Source organism: Acuticoccus sediminis (genome assembly GCF_003258595.1).
GTDB lineage: Bacteria > Pseudomonadota > Alphaproteobacteria > Rhizobiales > Amorphaceae > Acuticoccus > Acuticoccus sediminis.
In genome coordinates, this window is sequence record NZ_QHHQ01000014.1 from 1 (window position 1) to 12,390 (window position 12,390).

Consider the following 12,390-nt stretch of genomic DNA (forward strand, 5'->3'; position numbering starts at 1 on the left):
GCCAGGCTCGAGGACGTGCGCGGACCGATCTACGGCAAGCTGGCGCGCCCTCGATCCGCGGGCGAGTTCTTCACCTCGCATGATATTCCGCACAGCCTGATCGCGGCGCCGACCGGATCGGGCAAGGGTGTCGGCGTCGTGATCCCGACCCTCCTCACCTACAAGGGCTCGGTATTCTGCCTCGACGTGAAGGGCGAGAATTTCGAGCTGACCGCGCGGCGTCGCCTCGCCATGGGCGACAGGGTCTTCAAGTTCAGCCCCTACGATCCGCTCGGGCGGACACATCGCTACAATCCACTCGCATACGTCGCCGATGTTCACCCGCGCCGCCGCTTCACCGAGGCGCGCCGGCTGGCAGCCTCGCTGATCGTCGCGCGCGGCAACGGGCAGGGTTTTCTCGAAGGCGCGCGGGAGATCTTTGCCGCGACGGCGCTGCTCGCCATCGAGCGCGGCACGCCCCGGATCGGAGCGATCTATGATGCGCTGGCCGAGCCAGGGGAGGCGTTCGAGGTGTTCCAGCGCCTCGCGCGGGAGGTCGAGGCCGAGGAGGCGAAGAAGATCTTCAACCGCATGGCGGGCATGGAGTCGCGCATCCTGTCCTCCTACCTCTCCGTCCTCGCGGACGGCGGGCTTGGCCTTTGGGCCGATCCGGCCGTTCGGGACGTCACGGACGAGTCGGACTTCGGGATCGACGATCTGCGCCGCGATCCGACGTCGATCTTCGTCATCGTCTCGCCGAACGACATCGTGCCGCTGGCACCGCTGGTCCGGCTGATGTTCCAGCAGACCATCGCCCTTCTGCAGCGTGCCGAGCCCGGCCCGGACGAGCCCTATCCGGTGCTGTTCCTTCTCGACGAGTTCGCTTCGCTCGGCCGGATGGAGGTTCTGCAGCAAGCCGTCACGACCCTGCGCGGCTACGGCGGGCGCATAATGATCGTGGTGCAGACCCTCGCCAGCATCCGCGACAATGCCCTCTACGGCCGGGAGGGTGCGGCGGTTTTCCTGGCGAACTGCCGCTTGCAGCTCTTCATGTCACCGGCCGACAACGACACACCAGAGTACGTGTCGAGCGCCATCGGCGATTTCACCCGGGTTGCGAAATCGAAGTCGTGGCGGTCAAACGAGTTCATGTCGTCCTTTTCGGAGCGGGAGGAGGGCACACGCCTGATCCGCGCCGCCGAGTTGCGGCAGCTGGGGACCGACAAAGTGGTCGCCCTGGTGCAGAACATGAAACCGGTCCTCGCGCAGCGCGTGACCTACTACGAGGACAAGGAGCTTCTGCCCTTGTTCGAGGGGCAGACGGGCCGCCTGCCGGAGCCGCCCTCGCTCTACCCGGAAGACACCAACCCGTTCCTCGCGAAACGCCTTACTGCCGAAGCGGAGCGCGAGGGAGAGATGCCGACAGCCGATGCAGCCGAGACGAACGAGGAAAAACCGATACAGCCTGAGGCTGAAGAGACGGACGATGTTGGGGCGGCCGATACCGATCGGATCAAAAACGAAGACCCGGCATCGGAATCCAACGCCGTGGACCAAGTCGAGGAGGGGGAAGCGGAGGCCCTTGAGGTGCTGAACGAGATCCAGCAGCGCCAGGCTCTGATCCTCGCCAGAATCCCGGAAGCGAGAGGGCGTTGGCGTCATGGCGAACTCGACGGCGCAGAACGTGAGCCCGGCGTCCGCCCCAATTCCGAGATTGAAGACGCGGCCCCGCCCCGGCAGAGCCGTTTGCGGGCTGCGGGAAGCGACGACATCCGAGCGGCCCAGGCGAGAATTCGTGCGCAGTCCGGCCAGGGTTGAATGATGGTTTGCCGCTTGCGAGTTCTTAATCAGACTGCAGGCTCTGACTCAGAGCCGCTGTTCACTCGCCGGTGAACCGATCAGAAAGCGGACATCGGTCGTGGGTTGTCCGACTTCGCTCAAAACTCGCCGGGGGATCGAGGTTTCGAGAGCTTGGATTTCGCGAGAGGGATTTGGGAGGGGTACCTTCAACCGAGTGAGGCGGCCGAAACGGGGCGCTGACAATGAGCGAAAACGTTCGTTTTTGAGCCGGCTACGCGGAAGCAGCAAAAAGCCGTCGGACCTCGCCGCGGCCGAGCATCCGCGAGAAGCGGCGATAGTCGCTGTACTCCCGTTGCCAGCGGCCCGCGATGATAGCGGGGTGAACGTTGGCGCGCTCCGCGATCGCGAGGACGTTGCGCGGCGTGAGGTCGGGTCTGTTTGCGCGAGTCCAAACCTCCGGCGGGATCAGGGCATCGGAGGCGAACCGATCCGCCTCGGCCTCCATGTCGTCTTCGCCGGCAACCTCAAGATCATCGACGATGATCGGCCGGTTTCCGCCGAGATGCAGGAAAGCGTGGGCACACTCGTGGAGCAGCGTGAACCAGAAGTTGTCGACGCGATCGTGGCGTAACGTCAGCGCAACGACGGGAGTGCCGTCCTGCCGGCGTAGCGCGGCCCCATCGAGGTACGTCCCCGGTAGATGGTCGATTACTACCAAGATGACGCCCATCCTTGCGAGCAGGTGGCGGGCTTCCACGGGACCGTTCGATTGAGTGCTCAGGCTGGCAAGGGTTCGTGCAGACTGGGGGTTCAATTCCATCGTCCGCGGCGACAGCGTAACGGCACGAGCCTGCAACAGCACGGCACCGCACCACGCGGCCAGCGCCGACTGATCCGTCTTCGCGTTGGTGCGGGCGGTTCGCGTCTTGCGCAGAAGAGCGGCGGACGGCGCCCCAGCAAACGACCGCTCAAGGTAATGGGAAAACGTCTCAGCGTGACCCATGACGCCAAGGGACCGTAGCTTCTTCATTGCGGCCTTGGACGGGGCGGGCGGCTCGTTGCGCGTCTCCACTTCGAGCCCGATCAACGATGCCGCGGGGATGCCGAGGTGGTGGTGAAGCGCCCTGATCATGTCGATTGACAGTGGACGAGCGCCGGATAGAACTTCGGATACTCGCGAGCGAGAGCCGATGTAGGGTTCGAGGTCCCGCGGCTTCAACCCGCCTTGTGCCATGCGAAACTGGATCGCTTCGAGCGGCGTCGGCGGCGGAACGGCCGCTCGGTCGCTCTCCCAACGCTCGGTCAGCACGGACAGCACCTCGAGCTCGTCCTGCGCGGCAGGATCAGAGCTGTCGATCAGCTCCCTCATGCGCTCGAGGGCACGCTCATTGTCCCGCGTGGATCGGATGGGCACGAGTTTCACCGGGGCGTCCCCGCACGTGTTCGGTCGGTCGGACCAACCTTCTCGATCAACGCCATGTCGAGCTCGACGTTGAACGCGACATCGACGACATGCGTCGGCCCCAACGGGATGGCGAGGCGGCATCCGTTGCTCTGCGCGAGCGGAAAACGCCGCTGGACGTCCTCGATCCGTGCGCAGGACAGCACTCTCAACTCTGCGACGAACGCAGCAGCCGCGCCGCGAAGTGTTTCGTCCGTCTGGAGCGGTTGGAGACGTGTCAAGCCAATCACCTTCATCTGCCCGCCTAGCGCGAGAGTGATCCCGAAACGGGACGTCTCTTGAACGTCGCCTGATTCGGCTTATCTGACCAGGATAGGACCAAATTGGGACCGCTGTCATGGCCGTGCAAGCTGATTCCGAGCGCGATAGTTGGTCCGAAACGGCCTCGCGCGACCCTGATCCGCCGCCGAAGCGTATCCTCTGCATCGACGGGGGCGGCATCCTCGGCACGTGCCCGGCAGCATTCCTGGCCAAGCTCGAGGACGATCTCGACGCTCCGATCGGCCGCTACTTCGACCTGATCGCCGGCACCTCGACCGGCGGCATCCTCGCGATCGGCTTGGCGCTCGGCTTGCCTGCGAAGGAGCTGCGCGACCTCTACGTCGAGCGCGGACCCGTCATCTTCGGACAGACTGGCCGAACTGCTGCGACCCGCTGGATCCAGCGTCGAGTGGCCTTTGCGCGGCAATTCGTATGTCCGAAGCACGACGCGAAGGTTCTGCGGCGTGAACTCGAGGACGTACTGGGCGATCGCCGGATCGGCGACGCCCACACCCGCCTGCTCGTTCCGGCGTGGGACCCGGAGTACCGCAGCGTCTACATCTTCAAGACTGCGCATCACGAACGGCTGAAGAACGACTACAAGCAGCCGGCTATCGAGGCCGCGATGGCGACGGCGATGGCTCCGACGTACTTCGCGCGCCACCGTACAGCGGACAATGTCGGCCTTTTGGACGGCGGCGTCTGGGCCAACAACCCGATCGCTTTGGCGGTTGTCGAGGCGATCACGATGCTTGGATGGCCCGCCAGAAGCCTGCGAATCCTCAGTCTCGGCTGCGGGGACGAGGTGTATCGCCTGCCCGAGGCGCCGGGGTTCATTGGTCTCGGCTTCGACGCGGTGAAGCTTTTCATGAGCGGGCAGTCACGTGGCGCGCTCGGGATGGCAAAGCTGCTGACGGGGGACCAGTACGAGCGGAAGGCGATCTTCCGCTACTCCCCGACCATGTCGAAGGGGGACTTCGGCATGGACGACACGAGCCAGATCGGCCGTCTCCGCGGCATGGGCGCTGCGGCGGCGCGGCATGCCCAGCCCGAACTCGAGCCGATCTTCTTCGCCGCACCCACCGCCAAGTTCCTTCCCTGCCATCAGCTCGAGAAACCGCGATGAACGCATTTACCCGCACGATCCTGAGCCAGAGGGACTCCCTCCGCCGGACCGAGATCCTGACGATTCTCGAGGCGATCTGCCAACGGCTCGAACTGACGGCGACGCAGTTCGACCGAGCGAAGGTGGCGTACGGAGCCGTCGGGGAGTGGCTCTGCCAAGGCCAGCATCCTCTCCTCGCTGCTGCGATGATCGACCTGCACGGATCTGGGGCGCTCGGCACATCGGTCAGGCCGATCTGCAAAGCCGAATTCGACGTCGATCTGATCTGCTTCCTTGCGACCGCCCCGGCCACGCTGGCTCCCGCGGAAGCCAAGCGGCTCGTCGGCGATCGCTTGAAGGAGCATGCCGGCTACGCGAAAATCCTGGAGCCGAAGAAGCGGTGCTGGCGGCTGAACTACGCTGGCGACTTCCATCTCGACATCTCGCCGACGATCGCGAACCCGCGGTGCTCCTCCGGCGGGCAGCTTGTCCCCGACCGCGACCTGCGCGCGTGGCATCCAACGAACCCGCCTGGGTACCGGGACCTCTTCCGCCGACGGGCCGCGCTCCAGCCGCGGCTTTGGGTACCCAAGGCCGATCGGCAGCTCGAGGCACAGGTCGCGCCGTTCCCAGAGCAGCAAGTGGTCAAGGGTATCTTGCGTCGGACGGTGCAGCTTTTGAAGCGCCATCGCGACGTCCATTTCCTGGCGATCCCGGGCGAGGTTGCGCCAATCTCGATCGTCATCACGACACTTGCAATGCGCGCCTACGAGGCGTGCGTTTTGAACCGCACGTTCGCTGACGAGCTTGAGGTGATGGTCGAGGCCATCCGGATGATGCCGGCCTTCATCGAGCGCTACTACGACCGAAGCGGTCGCGAGCACTACGCGATCTGGAACGAGACGACGTCGGGCGAGAACTTCGCCGAGCGCTGGAACTCGGAGCCGCAGCGTGTGGAGGCGTTCTACGCTTGGCAGGCGAAGGCGTTGGCTGACTTCGAGGCGCTGCGCGACGCGGTCGGCGAAGACACGATCGCGAAGCGGCTGCGTGAGCCCTTCGGCGACCATGTCGTAAACCCCGTCATCGATGCGCGGACGGAAGCGATCTCAAGCGCCCGGACGTCGGATCGGCTTCTGGTCGCCCCCGCGGTAGGACTCACTCTCACGCCATCGGCCCCCGCGACAGCGGTCCCGAAAAACGTCTTCTTCGGCGACTGATATGCGGCCCCGAGCGCAGCGCGCAGATCTGACGTTGCCTCAGCAGCTGGTGTTTCTGCGCAGCAATCCGATCTGCGCCGGCACCGGCGCCGCCCGGCGGGGCCACCTTCACTGGCGCTGCTGCATCCAACCGTCCCCACTCGGCCGAGACTACGACATCCTGATCTCCTACGCCGACGGAGGCTCACCCAACGTCATAGTCACGGCGCCCGACCTCGAAGCCCTCGCAGCAGGGCGGCCGCTGCCGCACGTGTACCACGATCCCTTGCGCTTATGCCTGTCCCTACCCGGGTCGGGTCAGTGGACACCCTCGAAGCGGATCGACCGGACCATCGTCCCGTGGACCTACCTCTGGCTCTACTACTTCGAGGAGTGGCTCGGGTCTGATGAGTGGAAAGGCGGGGGCGAGCACCCGACGAACACTCCATCGGGCGACCGCAAAAGCCGTCAATTGCGACGCAGACTCGAAGCTCCAACCTAGGTAAATGGCGGTTTCAGCTGTGTCTCAAAAAGGGTCGTTTTCGCGAGGCCTAACGTTCGTTTTGAAGGATCCTGCCTCGCGCAGCCTGCGTCCGGAATTGGCACTTCATGCCGTGGCAAAATAGAGTCCCACGACGATACGATCCTTTGACGAGGCATCTCGCGTGTGACTGGAGCCGCTATTCGGTTTCGAACGGGTTCAGCACGTTTACACCTAATCCGGCGACGTCCGCGGCGTTGCGGGTAACGAGGGTAAGGCCGTTAGTCTTGGCAGTCGCGGCCAGAAGCCCATCGACGACGGCTACTGGACGGATCGCGTTCATCCGGCCCCACTCCTCGGCAACCGCGCTATCGACCGGCAGCACGCGGTCGCTGAAGTCCGTGACCACATCGCCGAGCCAAGACTCAAGCGCTGCGGCCTTGCGAGGATCGGTGCGGCGCGCGAGCTCCACGCCCTTGCGGATCTCGCCCAGCACGAGTGCGCTGAGCCACAGAGCGTCCTCGGCAACACCTGCCCACCATACTGCGACGGCGGGGTCGCAGCGCCCCCCTTTGCGAACCTCGGAAATGATATTCGTGTCGATCAGAAAACTCACAAGGACACGTCGCGGCCGAGGTCCCGCTGGCGTTCAAGGTCAATATCGTCGAGCGGCGCGGCGGTGAGCAGTGCCTTGAGGCCGCCGGTGCGCCGACCAGCGATCTTCTCGCGCAGGATTGCACGCGTCTCAGCCTCGCGCTCCGGGTCGCCGAGCGCGGCAGCGATCTCGCGGACTAAGGAGGCGTCGTCCTTGCGCACCTGGACTTCCAGACGCACGAACCCTTGACGCTCACGACGCTTGCGCCACCGCGTAACGGCAGATTGTTCGGTGGACGACATACCCGCGCTCCATTTCCGGTAACACTACCGGAAATGTGGGCGGCCGACAATCGGATTCAAGGTCTGTCCTCTATCCGAGCGGGCCCGATGAGGGCCGTCATGTCCGTTGATTGAATGACGGCGAGGCTCCTACCGTGTCCGGAATTGGCCCTTCAGGCTGGCAGAGGGGCAGCTTTCAAGGAGGGTCGATAGACCTCCAGCACGCCACGCTGTCCACCCCGTCGGCCGACCTGGATGATGAGATCGATCGTCTTCCGCGCATAGTCCAGCACATCCCGGCGGGTCTGGTTCATCCCGGCCCGCATCACCATCATGGCGAGGCGTTCGAGCGCGAGCGCAGGACTGTCGGCGTGGATGGTGCTGATCGATCCCGGATGACCGGTGTTGATCGCTTCCAGGAAATTGAACGCCTCCTCACCGCGGATCTCGCCCAGGATCAAGCGGTCCGGGCGCATGCGCAGCGCGCTTTCGAGGAGCCGCGCCGGCGAGCGTTCGGATCCGGTGCGCCGGTCCGCGATCAGGGGCACCGTATTCGGATGCGGCAGGTGCAGCTCCGGCGCGTCCTCGATCGTCACCATCCGCTCGGCATGACCGCTCAGGGAAAGCATCGCGCGGGCGAGTGTCGTCTTTCCTGACGACGTGCCCCCCGACACCAGAATGTTGAGCCGATCGTTGATCGCCTTTTGCAGCAGCTCCTGTAGCCGGCCTTCGTCCGCCAGCGCCGCCAGCTCTGCAAGATTGGCTTGCCGCTCGCCTTCGACGTCGACTTGGCGACCTTCGAGGAAGGCGACCTCCGTCACCGGCAGCACCCGGGAGAGGTACTTGCGGATCGAGACCGACACGCCGTCCTCGATCGCCGGCGGCACGATAACCTGCACGCGCATCGACTGGCCGAACACCTTTACGCGGCCCGAGACGATGGGATGATGCGGTCCAAGCTGGTTCTTCGACTCGCCGGCGAGGTGTGAGCCGAGCATCTTCAGCCGCGCGGCCGGAATAGCCCCATCCCAAAGCTGCATATGCGACTGCGAGGCGTATTCCACCCAAATGCGCCCGTCGGGGTTCACCACCACCTCGTTAACCTCGTCGGAAGTCAGCGGAGCGCGCAGGGGGAGGAGGCCCTGCTCGGCGTGGCTGGCTGGCGCTGTCACGGCTGTCAGAACACGAGGTCGCGGTTGACCATGACTGAGATCGCGGTGCCCTGATCGATATAGATCACCGGGCCGAGCGTGAGGTACTCCGCCATCACGCCCTGGGTCGTGTCTTCCAGATCGCTCGACAGATCCTCCGCGGCATCGCGTGACGTGTCGCTCGTCCCTTCTCTCAGAATGAACTGCGGGCCGAGCGTGATGAGGGAGATCAGCGCCGCCGAGCCGAAGCGCTGGCGGAAGCGCGTATCGACCTGGCCGGACTGGCCCGACATGCCAAGCTGGTCGGCACCATAGCCGCCGAGCTCGACACTCACGCCGGCCGGCGTCACGGCCCGGTTCCAGGCGATTTGCGCCCGGTTCTGCGCAATGGAGACGTCGGAATTGTAGCTCCCGATCAGCCGGGACCCGCGCGGTAGCAGGACGTTCTCGCCGTCGTAGGAGTAGACGTCGTGTGAGACGACAGCGCGGATGATGCCCGGCAGCTCCGTAGAGACTGCCGTCTCGAGCACCGCGGCGAGCGATGTCCCCTGGACGATGGTTCGCCCCGGGTTGGCGATCGTCGTTGCCCGCACCGTATCGTAGCTCTGCGTCGAGGCGATGCGCATGAAGTCTTCATTGCTCGAACGCTCGCGATCGCCGCTCTGGACGGAGGAGGCGGCGGCGACAGCACCGCCGCCATCGAGCACCAGCGCGTCCGACTGCACCTGCTCATGCGCGATCGCCTCACGGCGCATTCGCTCTTCCTCAAGCCGCGCCCGTGCGGCGGCCTCCTCCTCGCTCAGCTTGTCGGCCGCTGCCGCCTCGCGCGCGGCCTGCAGGCGCTTCTCGTACTCGGCCTCCTGCACCTGACGCTCACGGTCGAACTGGTCACGCAGCGCTTCGGCCTGCTCATCGAGCAACGCGCGGATCTTGTCGACCTGATCGCCGCTTTGCGTGCGCATCTCCTCCAGCTGCCGTTCAAGCGCCGCGATCTGCGATCGATAAGCACTGTCGTCGATCGCCGGGCTCGTCGGGGCAGGGCGCATCGGCGGCTCCACATCGACGATTGACGTCTCCACATCGTCAGGCAGGGTGATTTCCGTCGAGATGCCGCCATCCATGCGGGAGGTTTCCTGCATCGTCTCGCTGGTGGAGGCGCCACCACCCAATAGCGAGCGCACCTGGTCGGGCGCGAGGACGACAACTGAGAGCGCGGCGAAGGCGCCCCCCATCACAATGCCGATGAGAACCCGCGAGCGCTTGCCCTTCGGTTTGGTCTCCAAGGCGCGGCGGCGCTCCTCGACGAGGCGATCGCGGTCTGAGGTCTTGTCGTCCGTCATCAGCGGTCTCGTCCGCGCGCGTTGCCTGACCCGAATGCGCCGCTTCGGCGGGCGACGGAGCCGTGCGCGACGGAGATCGTCTCGTCGCCCAGGCGGAGCGTCCAACGGTCCGACGTGCGCGAGACGACGAACCCGTCTTGGGTCTGCGAGACGTTGACGATGGCTTCCTGTCCGCGCGCGTTGGCGGCAAAGATCGAGGGCCGTGGGGCGTCTGGCGCGAAACGGAAATAGGTGCTGCGACCGTCGTCATAGACCTGCACCGGGACGATGCTGCGCGCCGTGCCCGCGTAGAAGTAGTTGAAGTCCTTCGGCCGCGCTGCGCGCTCTTGCTGCGCTCGTCGCTGCGCTGCTTCCTCATCCGGATAGCGGAAATCGATGCGATAGCTCAGGTTCGGGTCACCCGCACGGCCACGCTTGGCGCGCAGCTCGAACGTGTAGACGCGCCGGTCCGTGTAGACCGTCATGTTGGTGTAGGCGTTTTCGATCAGCGGCTTCACCGAAAGCACGTCGCCGCGCGACAGCCGCACGATTTGCCAAGACGCGCTGTCGCCGACCTGCACGGACTCCACGTTCTCGCCGGCGGCGAATTGCAGCGACGTGATGAATTTCATGTACACGTCGAGCCGATACACTTGGTGCTCGTTGTAGGTGTAGTGGCGGATGCGTGGATCGGCTGAGTAGGGAAGCGGCTTCACTTCGGCCTCGGCCGCTGCCACCGAAGCGACGAGCGCCAGGATTCCGAGGGTCATCCGACGGATTGCCATGGTCAGTTCTCCCGGGCGCGAAGGGTCTCGGCATCGACGCGATAGTTCGTGACGGTGAACCCCAGCGGGTTCTGCCAGACCTGTTCGAGATTGCGTTCGACGCGCGGCCGAAACTCGAAGCCGACCGTCGCGACGAAATTGCGCTCGATCGGATTGTCGCCGGGTCGTTCCAGGCGTCGTGTGAAGCGGACCTGTGCCGTCGTGTCACCCAGCATCGAGATCGAGGCGATCTTGACGGTGATCAGCGTGTCCGTGCCGTAGATGTTGGGCGGATAGTTCTCGGCCGAGGAGTTCCAGAGCGCGCGCAGCGACGAGCTCGCTTGCCCGACCGAGGTGTTGGCCACCATGGGAATGCGCGCGGCGTTGTCCGCCACGTCATAAGTCTCGCGATCGGTCACGTAGCGGACGATCTCCGCCTCGCGGACGGCCTCTTGCTCCGACAGGGAGCCGGGCCGGGTGGTGACGATCTGCTCGCTCTCGCCGGTGGACCTGTCCACCATCACCACGTAGGGGCGGATCTCCTTCATCGGCAGCGCGATGCACAGCGCCACCACGGACGTGAGTGCGACCGTGATGCTGCCTGCCGCGATGAAGCCCAGGACATTGCGTTGACGGCGGAGACCGAAAAATACTTCATCCGCAAACCCGGTTGCGATCTCGTTGCTGCTCTTTGCCACTCGGACAGATTCCTTTCGCGACGCGACCGGGGGCGCGTCCAAATTCCTGCGGTGCCGTGCGGGAAGCCCCTAGGCAGGACGGCGGGGGAGGGGATCGGCCATCAGCCTTCGCCCGGACGCCTTGTGCCCTGCGGTGAGCGCATCAAAGCCTGGAGTGCGGCGGTGCGGTTTTGCCTTGCGGCCTCGCGATCGTTCCGGTTCTCGCGGGCGGTCTGGATCATCGCCGCCTGCCCCGCCTCACGGCGTTCGCCGAACGAGGTGCGCTGGCCGCGCTCCTGGTTGCGAAGGCCGATCATCTCGCGGTTGCGGTGCATGGCGGCCGAGGTTTGCTGGGCATCTTGAAGCGCAGCGCTGATCCGCGAGCCGGCTCCGCCACCAGCGCTGCGCGCCGCTCCAATGGCCGATGCAGTCTGCAGGACCCGCGGCGTCGCCATCTGCGTCACGCTCTTGATGCCGCCGCCGCCAGCGGCTGCACCCTGACGGGCCATTGCCACGCCGTTGGCCGTCGCGACGAACGTGCCGGCAAGGCCGTTCACGAGCGTCGGCACCTGGATCATCAGGAAGATCGCCGCCGCGCCGACGATGAGGAAGCCCGCCGCTTCTTGCAGCTCATAGGCGCCTTCGGCTTCGGAAATCATATCCTGCCCAATGCCGACGATTGCTCCCATGACCCCGGCGAGGATGAGAGGGATGAGGGCAAAGCCGAGCGTGAAGCGCACCCAGCTCTCAAAGAGATTGCCGGTCGCCTTGAACATCAGCGTCGGGATGAAGACCGGTGCGAGGCTGATCGCCATGGCGAGGCCGACCTTGGCGATGGCCGAAACAATGATGGCGACGCACGCCATCAGCGCGCCAACCACCCACACCAGCACTGAGGTTAGAGAGATCGAGAAGTAGCCGCTTTCCTCGTCGGCTCGTTCCGAGAAATCGAACAGGCCGGTAATCATGTCGTCGAGAGCGACGTTGAGGTTGGGCGCATCGACAGCCCCCAACAGCTCCGCGCCGATGGCGCCCGGCGTGTTCGTTACGATGTCGTAGATCGGCTGGAATTGCGCCCATGTCGTCGCGACCGTCAGGACAATGATGTAGCGCACCATCCAGCGTGTGTATTCGGTTACCCGAATCGGCACCCACTGGACCAAGGTGTTGAACGCAATGAAGGCAAGGCCGACGAGGCCCATGGCTTGCATCAGACCGGAAACGGTGCCACCAAAATCCGCGAAAACGCTTTCCGCGTACCCTTCAATGGCACTGTCGACTTTGTCGAGGGTCTCGACAACAAATGTCGCCATCGTCCT

13 protein-coding genes are annotated in these 12,390 nt (G+C 64.9%); 4 read left to right on the top strand and 9 right to left on the bottom strand.

All coding sequences use genetic code 11. The features are described from left to right. Positions 1-1,797: type IV secretion system ATPase VirD4 (gene virD4, locus DLJ53_RS32660; protein WP_111352525.1), on the top strand; the 1,797-nt coding region annotated here is incomplete at its 5' end. 253 nt (positions 1,798-2,050) lie between these two features. Here virD4 and DLJ53_RS32665 read toward each other — a convergent pair. Both DLJ53_RS32665 and DLJ53_RS35390 read right to left on the bottom strand, forming a co-directional pair. Next, positions 2,051-3,148: an ImmA/IrrE family metallo-endopeptidase gene (locus DLJ53_RS32665; RefSeq protein WP_162409787.1), complete on the bottom strand. Its 1,098-nt coding sequence runs from the start codon at positions 3,146-3,148 to the stop codon at positions 2,051-2,053. A gap of 50 nt (positions 3,149-3,198) precedes the next feature. After that, on the bottom strand, positions 3,199-3,477 hold the full coding sequence (locus tag DLJ53_RS35390) for a hypothetical protein (protein WP_162409789.1): 279 nt from the start codon (positions 3,475-3,477) through the stop codon (positions 3,199-3,201). A 101-nt stretch (positions 3,478-3,578) separates the two neighbouring features. On the opposite strand from DLJ53_RS35390, the gene DLJ53_RS32670 reads away from it, so the two are divergent. The 3 genes from DLJ53_RS32670 to DLJ53_RS36780 are packed head-to-tail and all read left to right on the top strand — an operon-like array spanning position 3,579 to position 6,305. Further along, positions 3,579-4,628: a CBASS cGAMP-activated phospholipase gene (locus DLJ53_RS32670; protein ID WP_111352526.1), complete on the top strand. Its 1,050-nt coding sequence runs from the start codon at positions 3,579-3,581 to the stop codon at positions 4,626-4,628. After that, on the top strand, positions 4,625-5,824 hold the full coding sequence (locus DLJ53_RS32675) for a nucleotidyltransferase domain-containing protein (protein WP_111352527.1): 1,200 nt from the start codon (positions 4,625-4,627) through the stop codon (positions 5,822-5,824). Before DLJ53_RS32670 ends, DLJ53_RS32675 begins: the two co-directional genes overlap by 4 nt. Before the next feature lies 1 nt (position 5,825). Then, positions 5,826-6,305: a type II CBASS E2 protein gene (locus tag DLJ53_RS36780; protein ID WP_111352528.1), complete on the top strand. Its 480-nt coding sequence runs from the start codon at positions 5,826-5,828 to the stop codon at positions 6,303-6,305. 178 nt (positions 6,306-6,483) lie between these two features. On the opposite strand, the gene DLJ53_RS32685 is transcribed toward DLJ53_RS36780, so the two are convergent. The 7 genes from DLJ53_RS32685 to DLJ53_RS32715 all read right to left on the bottom strand — a co-directional run bounded on the left by DLJ53_RS32685 (position 6,484) and on the right by DLJ53_RS32715 (position 12,384). Further along, entirely contained in the window at positions 6,484-6,900 is a 417-nt protein-coding gene (locus tag DLJ53_RS32685; RefSeq protein WP_111352529.1) for a type II toxin-antitoxin system VapC family toxin, read from the bottom strand. Next, positions 6,897-7,181 (bottom strand): hypothetical protein, encoded by a 285-nt coding sequence (locus tag DLJ53_RS32690; RefSeq protein WP_083551863.1) that lies wholly within the window; start codon positions 7,179-7,181, stop codon positions 6,897-6,899. The genes DLJ53_RS32685 and DLJ53_RS32690 overlap by 4 nt, the downstream gene beginning before the upstream one ends. A gap of 152 nt (positions 7,182-7,333) precedes the next feature. Further along, on the bottom strand, positions 7,334-8,332 hold the full coding sequence (virB11, locus tag DLJ53_RS32695; protein WP_111352531.1) for a P-type DNA transfer ATPase VirB11: 999 nt from the start codon (positions 8,330-8,332) through the stop codon (positions 7,334-7,336). A 5-nt stretch (positions 8,333-8,337) separates the two neighbouring features. Continuing rightward, complete coding sequence (locus tag DLJ53_RS32700) at positions 8,338-9,651, bottom strand: TrbI/VirB10 family protein (RefSeq protein ID WP_083551865.1); 1,314 nt, start codon at positions 9,649-9,651, stop codon at positions 8,338-8,340. Then, positions 9,651-10,415 (bottom strand): TrbG/VirB9 family P-type conjugative transfer protein, encoded by a 765-nt coding sequence (locus tag DLJ53_RS32705; RefSeq protein ID WP_083551866.1) that lies wholly within the window; start codon positions 10,413-10,415, stop codon positions 9,651-9,653. Before DLJ53_RS32705 ends, DLJ53_RS32700 begins: the two co-directional genes overlap by 1 nt. Before the next feature lie 2 nt (positions 10,416-10,417). After that, a complete protein-coding gene (locus DLJ53_RS32710) occupies positions 10,418-11,134 on the bottom strand; it encodes a VirB8 family type IV secretion system protein (RefSeq protein WP_211100717.1) in 717 nt (238 codons plus the stop codon). 59 nt (positions 11,135-11,193) lie between these two features. Next, positions 11,194-12,384: a TrbL/VirB6 family protein gene (locus DLJ53_RS32715; protein WP_111352532.1), complete on the bottom strand. Its 1,191-nt coding sequence runs from the start codon at positions 12,382-12,384 to the stop codon at positions 11,194-11,196. Between the last annotated feature and the right edge of the window lie 6 nt (positions 12,385-12,390).

Excerpts from the sequence above, each read along its gene's own strand:
- DLJ53_RS32670 (WP_111352526.1), top strand. The coding sequence starts at position 3,579 with ATGGCCGTGCAAGCTGATTCCGAGCGCGATAGTTGGTCCGAAACGGCC.
- DLJ53_RS32705 (WP_083551866.1), bottom strand. The coding sequence starts at position 10,415 with ATGGCAATCCGTCGGATGACCCTCGGAATCCTGGCGCTCGTCGCTTCG.
- DLJ53_RS36780 (WP_111352528.1), top strand. The coding sequence starts at position 5,826 with ATGCGGCCCCGAGCGCAGCGCGCAGATCTGACGTTGCCTCAGCAGCTG.
- DLJ53_RS32715 (WP_111352532.1), bottom strand. The coding sequence starts at position 12,384 with ATGGCGACATTTGTTGTCGAGACCCTCGACAAAGTCGACAGTGCCATT.
- DLJ53_RS32665 (WP_162409787.1), bottom strand. The coding sequence starts at position 3,148 with ATGAGGGAGCTGATCGACAGCTCTGATCCTGCCGCGCAGGACGAGCTC.
- DLJ53_RS32700 (WP_083551865.1), bottom strand. The coding sequence starts at position 9,651 with ATGACGGACGACAAGACCTCAGACCGCGATCGCCTCGTCGAGGAGCGC.
- DLJ53_RS35390 (WP_162409789.1), bottom strand. The coding sequence starts at position 3,477 with ATGAAGGTGATTGGCTTGACACGTCTCCAACCGCTCCAGACGGACGAA.
- DLJ53_RS32675 (WP_111352527.1), top strand. The coding sequence starts at position 4,625 with ATGAACGCATTTACCCGCACGATCCTGAGCCAGAGGGACTCCCTCCGC.
- DLJ53_RS32690 (WP_083551863.1), bottom strand. The coding sequence starts at position 7,181 with ATGTCGTCCACCGAACAATCTGCCGTTACGCGGTGGCGCAAGCGTCGT.